Consider the following 17,272-nt stretch of genomic DNA (forward strand, 5'->3'; position numbering starts at 1 on the left):
TTTCTACCTTTGCTTTATGTTACTATTATAAAACAATTTTGGTACAATGTATACTAATTTCACTTAATTATTATAATTTATTCAGTAAATTTATAAAATACTCTGGCAGAGGTGCCGTAAATTCCATATAGCATTTTTTTCTGGGATGTATAAATCCAAGGAGCATAGCATGCAGTGTCTGCCCCTGCAGGTGATAAGGACACTTTATGGGACCGTAGACATCATCCCCTAAAATGGGATGTCCGATACTTTTCATATGGACACGTATCTGGTGGGTACGACCGGTTTCCAACTGGCATTCAATATACGTGAAATTGGAAAAACGCTGGCAGACATGGTAATGAGTGACCGCAGGTTTTCCATTTTTATAGTTTACTGCCATCTTCTTTCGGTCTGTGTGATGTCTGCCGATGGGGGCGTCCACAATACCGTCATCTTCTTTCAGGACGCCGTGGACGATAGCCCGGTATTTTCTCTGAATAGTATGTTCCTTTAACTGTTCCGCAATATGATTGTGTGTAAAATCATTTTTGCATACCAGCAAAGAGCCGGTGGTATTCATATCTATCCGGTGAACGATTCCGGGGCGCATAACGCCGTTGATACCGGATAATTCTTCACGGCAGTGGAACATAAGGGCATTAACCAGGGTTTGGCTGAAATGACCGGCACTGGGATGTACGACCATGCCTTTTGGTTTATTTACCACAATAAGGTCTTCATCTTCATATAAAATATCCAGTGGAATGTCTTCCGGCTGGATATTTACTTCTTCCGGTTCTGGTACGGTAACGCTTATCACATCACCGGAAGCCACCTTATAATTTGCCTTAACGGTTTTATCATTTACCTTCACATCTTCTGACTTGAGCAGTTTTTGAAGATAAGATCTGGACATCTCGCCCATATTATCCGACAGATATTTATCAATCCGCAGACTGTTATCTTCTGCGGATACGGTAAAATGTATGGTTTCCATCTAGTTCTCCTCTTTTGATGCAGTTTTATGCCTGAGGGACAGACAGGCGAAGTCCTCTTCCTTGTAGTAGAAAAAGATTAGGATAATCAGTAAGATCAGGGAGACAACCACATAGCAGTCAGCTACATTAAAGATCGGGAAGTCGATGAGTGAAAAGTAGAAGAAGTCAACTACAAATCCATTTACAACGCGATCAATCATATTCCCAACCGCACCTGCGCCAAGGAGAACACAGGTAATGCGAAGCCAAAGATAATGCTTTGTAACCGGGAATTTCTGATAGCAGTAGCCGATAAAAGCTAAAATAATCACTGCCATAATTAGAAACAGCCATCGCTGGTTCTGAAACATACCAAAAGCTGCACCGCGGTTCTCCAGGTATTGCAGTTCAAAGACACCCGGGATCAGTACAAATGGCTCCTGCCCTGCCAGATTGGATACAGCCAGATGCTTTGTGAACTGATCCAGTCCTAGTAATAAAGCGAAAGCAATAATGCCCATTACCCAGCATATTAATTTTTTGTTATTTTTATTCATTTTCATCCTCTATTTCCGCATTCAAAAAGTCGACAGCAGCAAGTATTTCCTCATCCGTTACCGTTTTGTCAATGTAAGCACGGCCGATTCCTTTTAGTAAGATAAATTTGATTTGCCCGGCTTCCATCTTTTTATCCAGTTTGGTAGCATCCAGGATGTCTTTAGAATCCAGCCCTGAAAAAGATACAGGAAGATCAAATCCCACATTCATATCCCGGATTTCAAAGAACTCTTCGGTACTGAGCAGTTCCCGTTTCCAGGAAATGTGAGCTGCGGCAACATATCCCAGAGCAACGCACTGTCCATGAAGCAATTCGAAATTTTTCAGTTTTTCAATGGCATGGCCGATGGTATGCCCGAAGTTTAACAGTGCCCGGTCTCCTTTTTCATATGGATCCTGTTCTACGACCCGGCGTTTGATTTTACAGCTGATCTCAACCATGTCCAGTAGTGTCTGACTGTCCCGTTCGGTAATTTCACTCATCCGTTCGATTACCCATTCATAGTAACCGGCATCTTTGATTAAGCCATGTTTTAAAATTTCACCCATACCGCAGTAAAATTGTTCATCCGGAAGTGTCTTCAGTGCCGACATATTCATATATACCATTTTGGGCTGATGAAAAGCACCTACCATATTTTTGTAACGATCGAAATCGACTCCGGTTTTACCGCCGATACTGCTGTCCACCTGGGCTAAAAGAGAAGTGGGAACCTGTATAAAGGAAATGCCCCGCAGGTAGGTAGCTGCAGCATATCCGGTGAGGTCACCGACAACGCCGCCGCCTAAAGCTACCAGCATATCTTTTCGGTCAAAATGTTCTAAAATGAGATGTTCATATAAATTCCTGACGGTATCCAATGTTTTATTTTCTTCTCCTGCAGGAAAAGTGAATACAGTGACTCTGGCGCACACTTTTTCCAATATCCCGGTAAGTGTACCGGCATAAAGTGCGCCTACATTTGAATCGGTTACGATACAAAGTTTCTTAGTTTTTACATCCAGTTCGCTTAAATAAGATTCTAATTTTTCAAAATCATTCTCAAAATGAATCTGATAAATTTCTTTTCCTTCTTTATGTACCGGAAGGCTTTTGTGTTCTGCTGTATATTTCATAAGGTGGTTTCTCCTATATATATTTTTCGATTTCAACAAAGGTTCGCCCTTTTTTTGACTGAGAGAGTGCTGTAACATAACGAAAACGCCCATAGCCACGGGCTGATATTATGTCTCCCTCTTTCAAGGCATAACCATTGGAAGTAATTAACTTCCCATTTACAAAGATTTTTCCGGTTTCGATCAGAGATACCAGGCTGCTTCTGGAAGTTTTAAAAGCAAGCGCCAAAAGGGAATCCAGACGAATAGAAGCTACTGTCCCCTTGATGAGCTCTGTTTTGGGCGTATAAGCGAGCTCAGAAAAAGGAACTGCTTTACAGGATATTACCGTATGTTTGATACGTGTCAGTTCCTTGCAGATAAACTCAGACATTCCTTTACAACAAAAAAGATAGGCAGACTGATCCATCACCAGGATGTCCCCTATTTTACTTCGTTCAATTCCCAGATTTAGAATGGCGCCTAAGTAATCCCTGTGATTCAGTACATCTGCAAATTTCTGGTTTAATGGTGCGATCTGTATGCACGCTATAGGGAAATTCTCTATTATTTCTACTTCCGAACGCAAAGAAAAAGCATCAGGAATAAAGGCTGCCATCTGACGCTCTGCGAGTTCATAACCACCAAAAGTTTTCCAGCTGATATAGGAAAACTTTTGGGTAGAGCTATGAAAAATATTCAGTTCATTCAGATTCATAAAATCACTGTACAGCGTGATACCTTTCGATAAAGCCCGGTCAGCCAGATCAGCCAGCCGCTTTTGAAACAATTCTTCGTCTTTATTCATAATGAAACCTAGTAACCTGTGTGAATAGAGGGTACGTCAAACGCTCCGCTCAATATTTCCTGGAAATCACCGGAGACATCTACACCCGATGGAGTTATAATGAAAATGTAATTACTGATCTTTTGCAGATTTCCATTGATAGCATAGCAGGAACCAGAAGCAAAGTCTATGATTCTCTGGGCAATATCCAGATCTAATCCTTCCATGTTTAATACCACTGTGCAGCTTGCAAGAAGTGTCTCCGTAATTTCTCTCGCATCTTCCATGCTCCTTGGTTTAATTACACATACTTCCATACCAATCCCTGACTTTCTGGGACGCATAGGTGATACTTTACTGCTAGTGCTTTGCTGCTGATGAACAGGTTTCACCTTCTGCTGCCCTTTATTTTGACTCTTCATTTTTGGAACCTGAGCGGACCTGTTATCATAATCGTCATAGTCATCATAGTCATCTTCTTCTATTTTATTAAAGAAACGCTTTTTCGGACGTTCTTCCTCATAATCGTCGATTTCATCATCTAAAAAATCATCATCGTCGTAATCGTCGTCATTCAACTTCATTGCATTCAAGAACTTATCCAAAACACTCATTATAAATCTCCTATCTTCCTATCGTTTTATCATTTCACGTAATTTCTTTCACCAAAGATGCCTGTCCCAACGCGTACCAGAGTTGCACCTTCCTCAATGGCAATTTCGTAGTCACCTGTCATGCCCATACTCAAATTGCACATATTAACATTATCAATGTTTTTGCTTTTGATGTCAACATATAATTTTCTTAAATTTTCGAAATATACCCTGTTTCGTTCAGCTTTTTCGACAAAAGGCGCAATTGTCATCAGACCTTCCACTCTGAGATTAGGGAGTTTCGCCGTCTGGCGTACCAATTCTTCGGTATCTTCCAGGGATACGCCAAATTTCGACTCTTCTTTGGCAATATTTACCTCAATCAGCACAGGCATGACCAGCCCCTGTTTTTCTGCCTCCTGCTGGATGGTTTCCGCCAGACGTAAACTGTCTACGGAATGGATCATACAGGCTTTATCTATAATATACTTCACTTTATTCCTCTGTAGGTGGCCAATCATATGCCATTTTAAGTTTTTTGGAAGAATTTCGTATTTATCCTTTAATTCCTGTGGTTTATTTTCACCGAAATCAACGACTCCCTCAGCCATGATTTCTTCGATCATAGATACGGGTTTTGTCTTACTGACTGCAATAAGGGTGACTTCTGAACTATCCCGTCCGGCCCTTTTGCAAGCGGCTTCTACCCGCTTTTGTATATCATATAGATTTTCTTTTAACATCATTGAATCCTCCTGTTAATAGACTATAGCTTTAGCTTTAATTGACTATATCAATATCTTTAATTAACTATCTTATTTGCTTTATAGACAATATCCTCATTATTAATAGACAATATCCTCAGCTTTAATAAACAATATCTTCATCATTTACCGTATTTGCATTCAGAACAATACGGTCATATTGAGACAGGCCGTATGAAGAACCCGCTGATACAATACAGTATTCCTCATTTTCATCTATGATAGTAATTTCCCGGAATACGGCATATCCTTTATTTATATTATAAACACCCTGCAGGCTTCCAGTTTCTGAAATCTGGTACTTTTTGGAAGAATCTTTCTTCAATATATAGTCACCCACCTTAAAAAGCGTCGTACCCACATAATAATCCGTATCCGTTTTTTCATAAACAGTTGCAGTTATGTATTTCGTTACAGTTTTTCCGTCTTTTCCCACGCTCTCTTTCAGAATGCTGACTTCATTGTCATTTTCTTTGTTCTCTGTAACAAATTCTTTAGGGATTTTGAAGAACTGCTTTTCCGCGATTGCACTTTTTGGTATTTTGAGTCCGGTCTCTCTGTTTAACACCAGCTCAATATCTACAAAACGCTCTCCGGCGTACCGAATGACAGAATTACTGATATCCAGTTTTCCATAAGAATTTTCTCCATTCTGAATAATGGAGAAATCTGCGTTAAATGCAGTGCCATCCTTCAGGAAACGAAAACGTACTGTTGTTTTATCGGTCAGTTCCGTTAACAGTTTTTTATCCAGAGGAATAATCAGTGACCAGTTTTCATCGGTGACCAGTTTATATACCGCATCTCCTGTTTTTACCGATTTATTCAGACGGAGATTCTGCTTATGGTAATTTTTCTGATCAAAAGATTCCGGTTTTATATCCTCTATGGTCAGATTCTCATACTCATCTACCGCATATACTACTATTCCTTCCTGTGGAGCCTGATAGAGGCTGCCCAGGACAGAAAGCTGACCGTCAGAGTTTTCCAGATCGGACAACGTTTTTTCATTTGCCAGTTCTAAGACAGTGCTTTCGGTATCTGCTTTAAAATTGTAGACATTCTGAAAAGACATTTCGTTAAAACCGGAAGCAAAGTTTGCCATATTACTTCTTACCTTGGATAAGCTTTTACTGTCCAGATAATCAACTGCAGCTTCAGTTTCGGCTGGTACCTGGGTAGTTTCTGACTCGGTACCGGATGAGGACTCTGACTGTCCTTCAGCATTGGTTTCTGATTCTTTTTTTGGGGTATCAGTTGTTGTAGCCGGCGTCGTGGCAGGTGTCGTGGCAGGTGTCGTTGTCTGAAGCGCTCCGCCAATAGAATAAACGTTATTTCCAGCACCTACTTTTGAGCCTTCCCGGGCATAATAATTAATATTGCCGGATTGTTCGGCTGTTACTATTTTTTCGGACTTTAATGCCAAAGCACTGAATCGGTAGTTTCCGGACAGCGGGCCGGCTGTGACTTCATAGGCTGTTACATGAGTACTTGTCAGATATATCACTATGCAGATTATCATATATACAAAAACGATTCCAAACATCAGAGTACCGATATTAAAAAGTGGAAAACGCTTCATTTTCGTTATTTTTTTGTTTTTTTTCTTAATAGGCAACATTGTAGCCTCCCTTCCCGAACATTTTACCACGTTCATTTCGATTGGACAACCTAGATTTTTGTATAAAATTTAGTAAATTGGAAAAAATAGAAAATAACCACTATAAGGAGGTAAAAAGCAAATGAATTCTAAATGGTTAGATTATACTTCATTGACACTTGTGGTCATTGGTGCGATCAATTGGGGATTAATCGGATTCTTCAAATTCGACCTCGTAGCCTTTTTATTCGGCAATATGAGCTGGATTTCAAGAATTGTTTATGCTCTGGTTGGGCTTGCGGGATTATATATGATTAGTATCTATGGCCGCATCGGCCAGATGGGCAGAGATTAATTGTTACATGCCGCAAAAAAGGCTGGGTATCCACAAAAGGACCCAGCCTTATATTCGTTCTATGTATTACAGGGATATGATTACCTTTGATTTTGCAATTTCCGGCAGTTCATCAGCATCCACAGATACACTCAACACAAACGTGATGTTGTACTTCTCACCGACAGATTCCAGTTTTTGAAGAGTCGCTGTAATATCATCATTTTCCAATTTTGCTATCTTTAAGAAACTATCTAAATACATTTGTTCCAAATCGTTATCCTGAGAAATTATCCCATAAATAAATCCTACGAACTCATCACAATTAGTGATTGAAAAATCCGATGTATCAATTAAACGAACCTTATTGTTTAATTCATACATATGCTTAGCGCTTTTGTCTAAGTAGACAATATTACCATGTACGGACTTAATTTCGGCATTCACCTTGTCAAGTAATAGCTTTGTTTTGCCTTTTCCTTTTTTGCCTGCGATTATCTGTATCATTGTAATCTCCTCCTTCAGTTTCTTCATGCACGATTTTATATGTACAATTATACTGCATAAGTTTTGAAATTACAACCTCTATTTGTTAATTTTAGACAATAAATCATTCATTTCAATATATAGCTGATCTTTGGTCTCAGCACCCATGATAATTGAAATAAATGGGTTTCCATACGGGTCTTTACTCATCAGTGCCAGACATGCTCCTGCTTCATCCGTAGTACCTGTTTTTCCACCAAATACAGTAACTCCTTCCGGCGCCTGTGCCAGCTTCATAAAGTAATGGTTGGTAGCATCCCACACACGTTCCACTTCGGTGTCGTCAGCCAGTTTAAACTTGGCAACGTAACTTTTCTGATTGATAATATCACAAAAATCATCGTATTTGAGTGCTTCCTGGAACATCAGGTATACATCATAAATGGTAGTATAATGTTCTTCGTCCTGCAATCCGTGAGGATTTGTGAAGTGTGTGTTTGTAGCGCCGATATCATAAGCTTCCTGATTCATCATCTGCACAAACTCTTCCACACTGCCCCCTACGTGTTCTGCGATTGCTACGCTGGCATCGTTTCCTGATGCAATTAAAAGACCGTAAAGCAGTTGTCTTAAGGTGTATTTATCTCCTAACTGCAGATAACAGACAGAAGATTCCGGATCGATGTCAAGAGCACTTTCATCAACAGTAATTACATCATCCAGATTCCCGTATTTCAACGCTACAAGGGCTGTCATGATTTTGGTCAGACTGGCCGGATAGAGACGTTCATGAACATCTTTGGAATATAATACTTCATGTTTGGTCAAATCAAACAATCCTGCACCTTTAGAGGTTAAATTGAGACCATCCATTGGAACATCTGCACCTGCTACACAGAGATCCTGAGTAAATGGTACAGCGTAGTTTGTCGTCTGAGCCTCATCTCTCTGCAAGCCAAGGGTTACCTGATTGCGGTCAAAAGGCATCACCAGTTCAGCATCCTTCTGGCCTTTAATTAAAAAGAAATATGCTAAAAAGCCAAGTATTACAAGTAAAACAACCAGTAAAACACAAAATGTGATTACGGTTTTCATAGTTTGCCTGTTCTGCTGCTGATGCCGTAATTCTCTTGGAGTTAATCGTTTATTACTTGTACATTTCACGCCACTCTAAATCTCCTCTGTCTAATGATTTAATCAATAGTTCCGCAGTTGCAAGATTGGTTGCAAGAGGTATGTTATGGGTATCACATAAGCGGAAAATATTTTTCACATCCGGCTCATGTTTTTTAGGTGACAGCGGATCTCTTAAAAAGATTACTAAGTCAATCTGATTATTTTCGATCTGTGCTCCCATCTGCTGCTCTCCACCCAGATGACCGGCAAGGTATTTGTGGATATTTAAAGATGTTACTTCTTCAATAAGCCTTCCGGTAGTTCCTGTTGCGTATAAATCATTTTTTAATAAAATCCCCCGATAGGCGATACAAAAATTCTGCATAAGTTTTTTCTTGGAATCATGTGCAATTAAGCCAATATTCATTCTCTCTTTACCTCCGTTAATATTTTCGAACCTGAAGTCCTATATTCAGAACAATTCCGATACCTATAAAAAGCGTAACCAGCGATGTCAGACCTGCACTTACAAATGGCAGCGGCAGACCGGTATTTGGCAATATCCTCGTTGTAACACAGATATTGATGAATGTCTGCAGGAATATCAGTGCTCCCATACCACAGCATACCAATGTTCCGGCTAAATCTCTTGCTTTTTTCCCAATACGGATACATTCTACCGCAATCAAAAGTTCCAGAATGATAATGATACAACATCCCAGAAATCCTAATTCCTCACCTGCAACGGCAAAGATAAAGTCTGTCTGGGGCTCTGCGATAAAGTTACCGTTTTTCACGGATGAAACAAGATTGGTATCCAGACCTTTGCCATATAGCTGGCCGGAGCCAATAGCAATGACAGAATTCATCTGCTGATATGCCAGCTCGGGATACTCTTCCGGTTTTAACCATGCCAGAATACGGCCTGCCTGGTAACCTTGCAGCAGCGTCTGGTTTGGCTGTAATATAATGCTGAAAAATAACACCGCTGCCGGAACAGCTACTACTATAATACCACCAATGATTTTATAACTCAACCCCGCAACGAACATCATTGTAGAAAAAATTAAAACAACCAGAATACTCGTTGAAAGATTAGGCTGGCGGTATATCAGATACCATGGAATGGCAAGCAGTACCAATGCCGGTAATATAATCTTAGGGCTATTCAGTTTTTCTTCATATTTAGAAAGAAATTTGGCGAAAAATACGATTAATATAATTTTTACAATATCGGAAGGCTGGAATTGAAGACCTCCGATTACGATCCAACGCTGTGCTCCGTTTACCTCCCTGCCCAATACAGGAAGCAATGCCATTAATATAACACCACCCAGATAGGCGATCCAGTAAAAATTCATAATCCAGGTATAGTCAATCAAGGAAATGATGACCATACAGACAAGTCCAAGAATCAGACCGATGATCTGCTTGGACATTAAATCCTCCTGTGCGCTTCCAACAACCATTACGCCCAGTATGGACAGTGCCGTAACCCATATAACTAATCTAAATTTATAATCCTTTAATTTGTATTGTTTTAACATTCCCTGCACCCTGTTCTATCTCATTTATCACGTCAATATGTATATCCATGCTTTCTTCATCAATGTCCATGTACTTTTGTATTACCTTGATCAGGTCTTTTTTCATAAGTGCCATATTTTCAGCAGAGCAATCCAGCCGCTCACTGGTGAGCAAAAGCTTTAACCGGTCTCTGGCTACATCTTTAGAACATGTTTTTCGAAATCCATGGAAATTTATCATGCCGGCTCCTCTCAATTTTTCTTGAAAATGTTGGAAAATCTTGAAAAGAACGTGGTTGTCTTAGTTAGATCCGTCATAGGAACAGTTTCCCCAGTAATACGACGGCTGATACTTAAAAATTCCTGTCCGGCACGGGTATCGTTTCCAGCCAGCGGTTCACCCTGATTGGTGGCAATAACTATGCTTTCTTCGTCTAAAATGGCTCCGATCAGATTCACGGCAAGGATATCGATTACATCTTCTACCGACATCATATCTCCTCTTTTAATCATGTCCATTCTCAGACGGTTTATTAATAAATCAATGTCTCGGATATCAGCGGCTTCTAAAAGCCCGATAATGCGGTCAGCATCCCGAATGGCGGATACTTCCGGTGTAGTTACTACAACGGCTCTGTCAGCGCCTGCAATGGCATTACGAAAGCCCTGTTCGATTCCGGCGGGACAATCCAGCAGGATATAGTCAAAATGTTCTTTTAAATCTTCTGTGAGTTTTACCATTTGTTCCGGAGTGACTGCGGATTTATCCCGGGTCTGTGCTGATGGCAGCAAATACAGATTGGGATACCGTTTATCTTTGATCAGTGCCTGTTTTAAACGGCAGTTTCCTTCTATAACATCCACAAGATTGTAGACAATCCGGTTCTCCAGTCCCATGACAACATCCAGATTACGAAGCCCGATATCTGTGTCAACCAAAACGACTTTTTTATTTAATTTCGCCAAACCGGTACCGATATTGGCTGTAGCGGTTGTTTTACCAACGCCGCCCTTTCCGGACGTTATTACAATTACTTCACTCATGCTCTATCCTCCAAAATAACACTTATTTATTTTCGTTATCTGGTGTGTTTTCATTCTTTAATGCCCCATCAGCCTGACGGGGATTAGATTTCAATTGGTTGTTAAAGGGAGATGTCATTTAACGCATCCTGAGATATGTTTTTAACAAAGATATGATCATCTTTTATGTAAGCAATCTTGGGATCAATGGCATATTCCCCGGTATCTGCCTTTTTTGTGATTGCGCTTCGCGCTATTTTATCGGCAATGCGAATCTGGTTAGGTTTCATTACCAGTGCGGCAACAAAGCATTCCCGGTTGCCGCTGGCACCTGCATATACATTTCCACGGCAGGAACCAAGTACTACTATATTGCCTTTGGAAGTCACGATCCCCCCTGGATTTACATCCCCGAGAATAATAATGCTGGTTTCAACCTCTAATACCTGCCCTGCACGCAGTGTACCTTTATAGAACTGTCCGTCACGCCTGTCCAACTCTTCCATAGCAGCAGTGACGGCATTTTTATAGTACTCTTCATCGTCTTTTCTTTCGTCTACCACACATAGGATATGGATTCTTGAATTATTTACAATGGCAGAAACCATGTCTTTCTCCTGCTGTTTCGTAAGTACTCTCCCCCGAAAGGTAATCGCCATTTTAGCATCCTGGAAAAAATTTGTAGATTCCAGGAATTTATCTGCGACTGCCTGAAGCAATTCATCAAAGGGAAGTTTATCATCCAGTATTACAATAAGTCCATACTTATTGCTTTTAATAATGACGGAACTTTGATTCATAGTGATACCCATCGCATATTGCAGGCCTGCCTGCAATGCTGCCACAAATAAAATAGGTTGAAAGAAGCACAGCGTGGCGTCCTTTCATTTCTCAATTTTCTTTCAACCCTGACATCGTTCAGTACCGCAGTAATTTGGGGTACCGCCTGTATCAGACAGTGTAAAGGGATTCCTTTACACGCTGCCTGACAGATGGATGTTAGTCGAATCTCTGAGTGTTTGCGTCTACCTGAATAGCATGTCCAGGTATAATTTCATCTGCTTCCTTGTTTTTAAATATATAGTTCACCATATCCCCTGCAACAGAAGCTGCATTGGTAGAGGTATAACCATTAGTAATTCGAACGGCGATGGCGATTTCCGGGTTATCGTAAGGTGCATACCCAACGAAAAGAGCATGACTGGGTACGCCTGTTTCCTGTGCCGTACCGGTTTTACCTGCCATATCTGTTTTGATATTTTTTAGAATATTATTTGATTTTACCATTTCATTCATACCTGTATGAATAGCAGTCCAGAGTTCAGGATCCAATTCAACATTATTATGAACTTTCGGTTTTTTCTCTTCCAGTACACGGTTATCGGAATCCGAAATTTTATCAAGCAGTGTCAGGTCGTAACAGGTTCCTCCATTTGCTATCGTTGCTACATATCTGGAGAGCTGTGAGGTTGTGAATGCATTGGTACCCTGTCCCATTGCGGATGGTGCCATACCATTGTCGGAAATATGAGGATCTGTTTCACCGATTTCAATTCCGGTAGGAGCATCGAAACCGAACATCTCAGCATATTTAGCAAGCTTTTCGATACCTACTTCATCTACAGCTTTGCCATCTTCTGCACCTACGTCACCTAACGTATAACCAATCGTGTTGAAATAGAAGTTACAGGAGTCACGTAGTGCAGTAACTAACGACTCGGCACCGTGTCCGAATTTGTTCCAGCAATTGATTGGCGGATCAACTAAGTCAAAAGTACCGGTACAATTAATTGTATCATAAATTCCAATAACACCTTCGGTAACACCTGCGGCAGCCGTCACCATCTTATAGGTAGAACCGGGAGCCGTAATTTCCTGAGTTGCCTTATTATAAAACGGGCTGGACAAGTCAGTAGCCAATTTTGCATAATACTCGGAATCCATATCATTTGCCAGCCTGTTATTATCATAACTCGGATAAGTCACACAGGCAAGTACTTCTCCAGTATTCGGGTCATTTATTACCAAAGATCCGGAACATGGATCAAGCGCTAACTGCGCAGGGGTAAGTTCCAGGCTGTAAATTTTGGCATGTACAAAGTCAAATGCAGTCAGACTGCCGGAGGCAAGGGAATTATAATCTTCCTCGTTCATTTTAATAACACCCTGGTCAAAGAGCATCAGACATACATCTGTAGCACTTAACGTATCGGATTCTATCATATATCGATAGATTTTTTTACTGAAATGCGTGTCCGTAGATAAATATTTCGCAATATAGTCGGAAAGCGCGCTGTATACTTCTTTGGAATCCAGATATTCCGTATCTACCGGTATTTTGGAGATGTCAACCCAGTTTTTTGAAATTGCATAAGTTAAATACTCCTGAAGGCTGATACTCCCGTCATTCGTCCATGCCAGATATGTTTCATCAGATTTATCAATAGCATCTTTCTGCAGAATACCGGTTCCTTCCATCAGCATATTATTAACCACATAGGTCATATAGGCCTGCATATCTTTACCCAAGTCTTTATAAGCCGCCGGTGAATCCGAGGTCAGTTCCGATTTGATAGCAGCAAAAACATTGGACTGTTCACTTAAAAACTGTTGGTATACCCGCTTTTCCGTTGTACTGGCATCTGCTGATGAAATATGGTTTACATCCAGAACGTTGTTTTCAAAAAGCGCGTAATATACGTCGTATACCGGAATTTTGATATCATCTGTGGTAGCATAATCTTCTATATTCACTTCTTTCGTATCGATCAGCATGGTGTAAACAATACCGGCTATATACTGTTCCAGAATCCGGTATGCAGCTATCTGGTAATCGGTATCAAGTGTCAGCTGAATGTTATTTCCGGCCTGGGGTTCCACACGGTTATCTTTTTTGAGAATTTTTCCAAGGTTGTTTACATATACTCTTTCAGAACCTTTTAATCCCTGAAGCTGGTTTTCATAAACCTGTTCCAGACCGATTTTACCTACAATGTCGTTTTGGTTATACACTTCACTGTCTTTGTTCAGCTCATTTAATTCTTCGGAAGAGATCTGACCGGTATAGCCGATAATCGGCGCAAAATAGATGCTGTTATCATAGACCCGGATTGTGTCATCCACTACATCCACACCTGGATATTTATCTTTGCTTTCCATAATTGTGGACATGGATTTATCACTGATATTGGTAGCCAGAGTTGCCGCTAAATATTTTTGGAAACTGTTTGCGGCTATTTTGCTTCGCATTATTACAATACTGAGAGTTTCTTCTTTTGTCAACGTTTCCGGAAGACCATATTTAGCCAGTTCTTCTTTTGTATTTTCTTTGGAAAGTACACCGTACCCTTTCTCTGCGCAAAGGTCATCCATCATCTGGGAGGCGGATGCATTGGTCTGCGCCTCGGTCAGGTTTTCAATATAAGCCTGTCCATAGATATCTGCTTTAAATCGCAGCAAGTTTGTTCCGCTGTAGACAAATTGATACTCTCCGGCACTGTTCAGGGTAATTCCAAAATTATCGGTTACTTTATCTCCATTTTTTTCGAGAATCTTCAGTATGCCATACATGCTGCCATTCAGGGCAAGATTTTTTTCATGCATGGTAAGGTTATCGTAAGCTCCGGTATCTTCAAATGAAACAGAATGGGCAAGCTTATTATAAGCCAGTAACTTTCCGTTTCGGTCCGTGATGATTCCCCGGGTACTTTTTAGAGTTCTCTCTTTTTCAATCTGCATGGTAAAGTCGTTCAGGTAACTCTCACCTTCTACAATCTGCAGTGTGAATAAGCGGTATACCAGTATAAATGCAAGTATCAGGAATACGACTACAAGTATTACCATACGCGACTTTGCTGCTTTTGAAATGGTATCTTTTACATACTTAAACAAAACTATTTACACTCCTCTGTTCTGACTTCTCCAGTTTACGGTTGATAAATAATAGTATACGGTAGCACAGAAATGTCAATACAATGGTATAGATGACCTCCGGCATGATAATCCGCCTCAGATAGAAGAAGAAGTCAACCCTTCCACGAAGCAGGAACTGGAATCCATAAACAATGATTCCATATACCAGGTCACTGGCAGCGGTTAAAACAACCGGCATTTTAATATCGTCATCATAAAATATGTGGTAGCAGAATCCGTTTAAATAACCAATATACATATAGATGATGGCATGGAATCCCATGGTATCACCAAAGAGAAGATCTGCCATGAGTCCACAGACAAAGCCAATCCACAGTCCGGAACGTTTACCTCTCATCAGCCCAAAGGATACGGTCACAATGATCAGTAAATTTGGTGTAATAGAAGCGATAGAAAGTGCCGGCAGCAATGTGCATTGTAGAATAACACATATTAACAGCACAAAAAAAAGTATCACCTTGCTTTTCATATCTTATCTCCTATCTGTATGTTACTCAACGGACTTAGGTGCTTCCGTTGACTGTGATTCCGTCTCAGATGATGTTTCACTTTCGGTATCACCGGTTTCGTCCAGCCCTTTGGCTTCCGTCTGCTTTGGTTCCGTCTCTTTAGTTTCGATCTGCTGTTTTAAAGATTTGATTACCAGTACTTCCTGGATATCTCTAAAATCAACAGCCGGAGAAATATATCCGGATTTTGTCAGGTGGTTAGAATCGTCATTTATCTCGCTGATGTAACCAATCAATATGCCAGGCAAAAATTTACTGCTGACATTGGAAGTAACTACTTTATCTCCAACACTTACTTTATTGTCGGTATCCGTTAATTTAATCAGGTTTACCTTATCTTCATCGATTAACCTGAGATCACCGGCAATAATACATTGTTCATTCGTTGGGGAAACCATAGCGCCTACATTGCTGTAATCGTCTATAATGGAACGGACAGTAGACCAGTTCGGCCCGACTTCGGTAATGATTCCGGCAAGGCCTCCGCCTGCCAGGACATTCATATCTACTGCAAATCCGTCATTGCTGCCCTTGTCGATAGTAAACATATGGAACCAGTTTCCGCTTTGTTTTGCGATTACTCTGGCGCCGACTTTTTCGTAGTCTTCATACTGATGATCCAGTTCGTAGAGATCTCTAAGACGGTTTAATTCTTCCTGATCCTGAATAAGACGGGTATTTTCAATCGTCAGATCATCCACTTTTTTCTGCAGGGATTTATTTTCAGTAACCAGATCTGCAGAATTCTGGAAATAATCCCCTTTTCCAGCGATCCAGGTTCCAACCTGGTTAATACCGCTTTGCAGGGGGGTAATTACAAATTCGCCAACCTGCTTCAGCGGTCCGCTGCTCATATCTACTGTGAAAGACAGTACAATCATAACACCGCATACAGCTGAAATGATCAGTAAAATTGCTTTGCTTTTTATCGAATTCTTTTTCTTCATAACGATTCCTCTTTATATGGTATTTCCTGTTAGATCTTTTAATGAATAAGTACACGTTTCTAATTCTTTATGATTCATGATAGCAAGAAGTCCGCGAAGTGTACTGGTAACAGGTTCTCTGACAAGATATACGGGAACTTCCAGTTCTCTTCTCATATATTCCGCCAGGTTCGGTATCCCGGAGACACCGCCGCTTAGATAAATGCCGTTTTTCCGGATATCTGCCAGAAACTGCGGTGGTATGCGGTTCAGTGTACTTTTTATGTTCTGGATAATGCTGTCGATGGTTTCCATGATACAGACACTTACAGAAAGAGACGGTATCACAGCGCTTTTAGGCAATCCGGACACCGTACTGATACCATATACTTCAAGGGAAGCAGCCGGCCCATCAATGATGTAAGCCAGGGCATTTTTCAGTTTATCTGCCGTCCGCATACCAATGTTCAGCTGAAACATACGCCGTACCATGGTACAGATATCTTCATCTAACTTCCGGCCTCCATACTGGAGCATTTTACTGAGCAGTATCTGCCCGCCGGTTAATACGGAGATATCAGTGGTACCGGCTCCGATATTTACTACCATGTTTCCAATTGGTACATCGATGGGAAGTCCAATGCCTATGGCATCAGCGACTCCTTTATCAACCAGACAGATTTTTTTCGCTTTAATATTACCGCTTAACACATTGTAATATGCCCGCTTTTCCACTGCGGAAATGTCACTTGGAACGGCAATATAAATCGTTGGATGAACTGGTAAAAGGGAAGAACACCGCCGCAGAAGTCCCACGAGAAGCAGTTCCATATTTTTGGCATCGGCAATTGCACCATGCATCATAGGACAGGCGGCCTGTACATTCACAGGCGTCTTTTCATACATTTCGTATGCTTCGTCACCGATGCCGATAACCTGGAGCTCGTCCCGGATTGCAATCATATTTTTTTCTGCAATCATTATTTTATTATTTTTATCACATATTTTTATCGTGTCTGTGCCAAGGTCAATTCCTAATAACATGGCTTCTTCTCTCCCTCAT

The 17,272-nt window shown here is 40.7% G+C and carries 19 protein-coding genes; 1 reads left to right on the forward strand and 18 read right to left on the reverse strand.

The genetic code is table 11. The features are described 5' to 3' along the window. Positions 1–70 precede the first annotated feature (70 nt). The 7 genes from CD03_RS0113340 to CD03_RS0113370 form a co-directional block, all read right to left on the reverse strand. Complete coding sequence (locus tag CD03_RS0113340) at positions 71–979, reverse strand: RluA family pseudouridine synthase (RefSeq protein ID WP_027294073.1); 909 nt, start codon at positions 977–979, stop codon at positions 71–73. Then, positions 980–1,516: a signal peptidase II gene (lspA, locus tag CD03_RS0113345; RefSeq protein ID WP_027294074.1), complete on the reverse strand. Its 537-nt coding sequence runs from the start codon at positions 1,514–1,516 to the stop codon at positions 980–982. It lies immediately after the preceding gene. After that, positions 1,509–2,633 carry a 3-dehydroquinate synthase gene (gene aroB, locus CD03_RS0113350; protein WP_027294075.1) on the reverse strand — a complete coding sequence of 375 codons (1,125 nt, stop codon included), beginning with the start codon at positions 2,631–2,633 and terminating at the stop codon, positions 1,509–1,511. Before aroB ends, lspA begins: the two co-directional genes overlap by 8 nt. Before the next feature lie 13 nt (positions 2,634–2,646). Further along, positions 2,647–3,420, reverse strand: a complete 774-nt coding sequence (locus tag CD03_RS0113355; protein WP_027294076.1) for a YlmH family RNA-binding protein — start codon at positions 3,418–3,420, stop codon at positions 2,647–2,649. A gap of 8 nt (positions 3,421–3,428) precedes the next feature. After that, a complete protein-coding gene (locus tag CD03_RS0113360; RefSeq protein ID WP_027294077.1) occupies positions 3,429–4,013 on the reverse strand; it encodes a cell division protein SepF in 585 nt (194 codons plus the stop codon). 29 nt (positions 4,014–4,042) lie between these two features. Next, positions 4,043–4,735, reverse strand: a complete 693-nt coding sequence (locus CD03_RS0113365; RefSeq protein WP_027294078.1) for a YggS family pyridoxal phosphate-dependent enzyme — start codon at positions 4,733–4,735, stop codon at positions 4,043–4,045. 124 nt (positions 4,736–4,859) lie between these two features. Further along, positions 4,860–6,377, reverse strand: coding sequence for an HlyD family efflux transporter periplasmic adaptor subunit (locus CD03_RS0113370; RefSeq protein ID WP_027294079.1), 1,518 nt, complete (start codon positions 6,375–6,377; stop codon positions 4,860–4,862). 121 nt (positions 6,378–6,498) lie between these two features. Between CD03_RS0113370 and CD03_RS0113375 the strand changes: the two genes are divergently transcribed. Continuing rightward, positions 6,499–6,711 (forward strand): DUF378 domain-containing protein, encoded by a 213-nt coding sequence (locus CD03_RS0113375; RefSeq protein ID WP_027294080.1) that lies wholly within the window; start codon positions 6,499–6,501, stop codon positions 6,709–6,711. A 66-nt stretch (positions 6,712–6,777) separates the two neighbouring features. On the opposite strand, the gene CD03_RS0113380 is transcribed toward CD03_RS0113375, so the two are convergent. The 11 genes from CD03_RS0113380 to CD03_RS0113430 all read right to left on the reverse strand — a co-directional run bounded on the left by CD03_RS0113380 (position 6,778) and on the right by CD03_RS0113430 (position 17,253). Then, a complete protein-coding gene (locus CD03_RS0113380; protein WP_027294081.1) occupies positions 6,778–7,197 on the reverse strand; it encodes a twitching motility protein PilT in 420 nt (139 codons plus the stop codon). 78 nt (positions 7,198–7,275) lie between these two features. Continuing rightward, positions 7,276–8,340, reverse strand: coding sequence for a D-alanyl-D-alanine carboxypeptidase family protein (locus CD03_RS0113385; protein WP_027294082.1), 1,065 nt, complete (start codon positions 8,338–8,340; stop codon positions 7,276–7,278). Beyond that, positions 8,324–8,719 (reverse strand): methylglyoxal synthase, encoded by a 396-nt coding sequence (mgsA, locus tag CD03_RS0113390; protein WP_027294083.1) that lies wholly within the window; start codon positions 8,717–8,719, stop codon positions 8,324–8,326. The genes CD03_RS0113385 and mgsA overlap by 17 nt, the downstream gene beginning before the upstream one ends. A gap of 16 nt (positions 8,720–8,735) precedes the next feature. Then, on the reverse strand, positions 8,736–9,839 hold the full coding sequence (locus CD03_RS0113395; protein ID WP_027294084.1) for an FtsW/RodA/SpoVE family cell cycle protein: 1,104 nt from the start codon (positions 9,837–9,839) through the stop codon (positions 8,736–8,738). Continuing rightward, positions 9,808–10,059: a cell division topological specificity factor MinE gene (gene minE, locus CD03_RS0113400; protein ID WP_027294085.1), complete on the reverse strand. Its 252-nt coding sequence runs from the start codon at positions 10,057–10,059 to the stop codon at positions 9,808–9,810. The genes CD03_RS0113395 and minE overlap by 32 nt, the downstream gene beginning before the upstream one ends. An 11-nt stretch (positions 10,060–10,070) precedes the next feature. Continuing rightward, positions 10,071–10,862, reverse strand: a complete 792-nt coding sequence (minD, locus tag CD03_RS0113405; protein ID WP_027294086.1) for a septum site-determining protein MinD — start codon at positions 10,860–10,862, stop codon at positions 10,071–10,073. Positions 10,863–10,963: 101 nt separating this feature from the next. Then, on the reverse strand, positions 10,964–11,686 hold the full coding sequence (locus CD03_RS0113410; protein ID WP_156042890.1) for a septum site-determining protein MinC: 723 nt from the start codon (positions 11,684–11,686) through the stop codon (positions 10,964–10,966). A gap of 154 nt (positions 11,687–11,840) precedes the next feature. Beyond that, entirely contained in the window at positions 11,841–14,732 is a 2,892-nt protein-coding gene (locus tag CD03_RS0113415) for a penicillin-binding transpeptidase domain-containing protein (RefSeq protein WP_044289367.1), read from the reverse strand. Further along, entirely contained in the window at positions 14,725–15,243 is a 519-nt protein-coding gene (gene mreD, locus CD03_RS0113420; RefSeq protein WP_027294089.1) for a rod shape-determining protein MreD, read from the reverse strand. Before mreD ends, CD03_RS0113415 begins: the two co-directional genes overlap by 8 nt. A gap of 21 nt (positions 15,244–15,264) precedes the next feature. Next, on the reverse strand, positions 15,265–16,230 hold the full coding sequence (gene mreC, locus CD03_RS33470; RefSeq protein ID WP_063837247.1) for a rod shape-determining protein MreC: 966 nt from the start codon (positions 16,228–16,230) through the stop codon (positions 15,265–15,267). Positions 16,231–16,242: 12 nt separating this feature from the next. Next, positions 16,243–17,253 carry a rod shape-determining protein gene (locus CD03_RS0113430; RefSeq protein ID WP_027294090.1) on the reverse strand — a complete coding sequence of 337 codons (1,011 nt, stop codon included), beginning with the start codon at positions 17,251–17,253 and terminating at the stop codon, positions 16,243–16,245. Between the last annotated feature and the right edge of the window lie 19 nt (positions 17,254–17,272).

Origin of the sequence: Robinsoniella sp. KNHs210, assembly GCF_000686105.1 — a bacterium.
GTDB classification, from domain to species: domain Bacteria; phylum Bacillota; class Clostridia; order Lachnospirales; family Lachnospiraceae; genus Robinsoniella; species Robinsoniella peoriensis.

Bases quoted from the DNA above. Each gene is read 5' to 3' on its own strand.
- CD03_RS0113340 (WP_027294073.1), bottom strand. From the start codon at position 979: ATGGAAACCATACATTTTACCGTATCCGCAGAAGATAACAGTCTGCGG.
- lspA (WP_027294074.1), bottom strand. From the start codon at position 1,516: ATGAATAAAAATAACAAAAAATTAATATGCTGGGTAATGGGCATTATT.
- aroB (WP_027294075.1), bottom strand. From the start codon at position 2,633: ATGAAATATACAGCAGAACACAAAAGCCTTCCGGTACATAAAGAAGGA.
- CD03_RS0113355 (WP_027294076.1), bottom strand. From the start codon at position 3,420: ATGAATAAAGACGAAGAATTGTTTCAAAAGCGGCTGGCTGATCTGGCT.
- CD03_RS0113360 (WP_027294077.1), bottom strand. From the start codon at position 4,013: ATGAGTGTTTTGGATAAGTTCTTGAATGCAATGAAGTTGAATGACGAC.
- CD03_RS0113365 (WP_027294078.1), bottom strand. From the start codon at position 4,735: ATGTTAAAAGAAAATCTATATGATATACAAAAGCGGGTAGAAGCCGCT.
- CD03_RS0113370 (WP_027294079.1), bottom strand. From the start codon at position 6,377: ATGTTGCCTATTAAGAAAAAAAACAAAAAAATAACGAAAATGAAGCGT.
- CD03_RS0113375 (WP_027294080.1), top strand. From the start codon at position 6,499: ATGAATTCTAAATGGTTAGATTATACTTCATTGACACTTGTGGTCATT.
- CD03_RS0113380 (WP_027294081.1), bottom strand. From the start codon at position 7,197: ATGATACAGATAATCGCAGGCAAAAAAGGAAAAGGCAAAACAAAGCTA.
- mgsA (WP_027294083.1), bottom strand. From the start codon at position 8,719: ATGAATATTGGCTTAATTGCACATGATTCCAAGAAAAAACTTATGCAG.
- CD03_RS0113395 (WP_027294084.1), bottom strand. From the start codon at position 9,839: ATGTTAAAACAATACAAATTAAAGGATTATAAATTTAGATTAGTTATA.
- minE (WP_027294085.1), bottom strand. From the start codon at position 10,059: ATGATAAATTTCCATGGATTTCGAAAAACATGTTCTAAAGATGTAGCC.
- minD (WP_027294086.1), bottom strand. From the start codon at position 10,862: ATGAGTGAAGTAATTGTAATAACGTCCGGAAAGGGCGGCGTTGGTAAA.
- mreD (WP_027294089.1), bottom strand. From the start codon at position 15,243: ATGAAAAGCAAGGTGATACTTTTTTTTGTGCTGTTAATATGTGTTATT.
- mreC (WP_063837247.1), bottom strand. From the start codon at position 16,230: ATGAAGAAAAAGAATTCGATAAAAAGCAAAGCAATTTTACTGATCATT.
- CD03_RS0113430 (WP_027294090.1), bottom strand. From the start codon at position 17,253: ATGTTATTAGGAATTGACCTTGGCACAGACACGATAAAAATATGTGAT.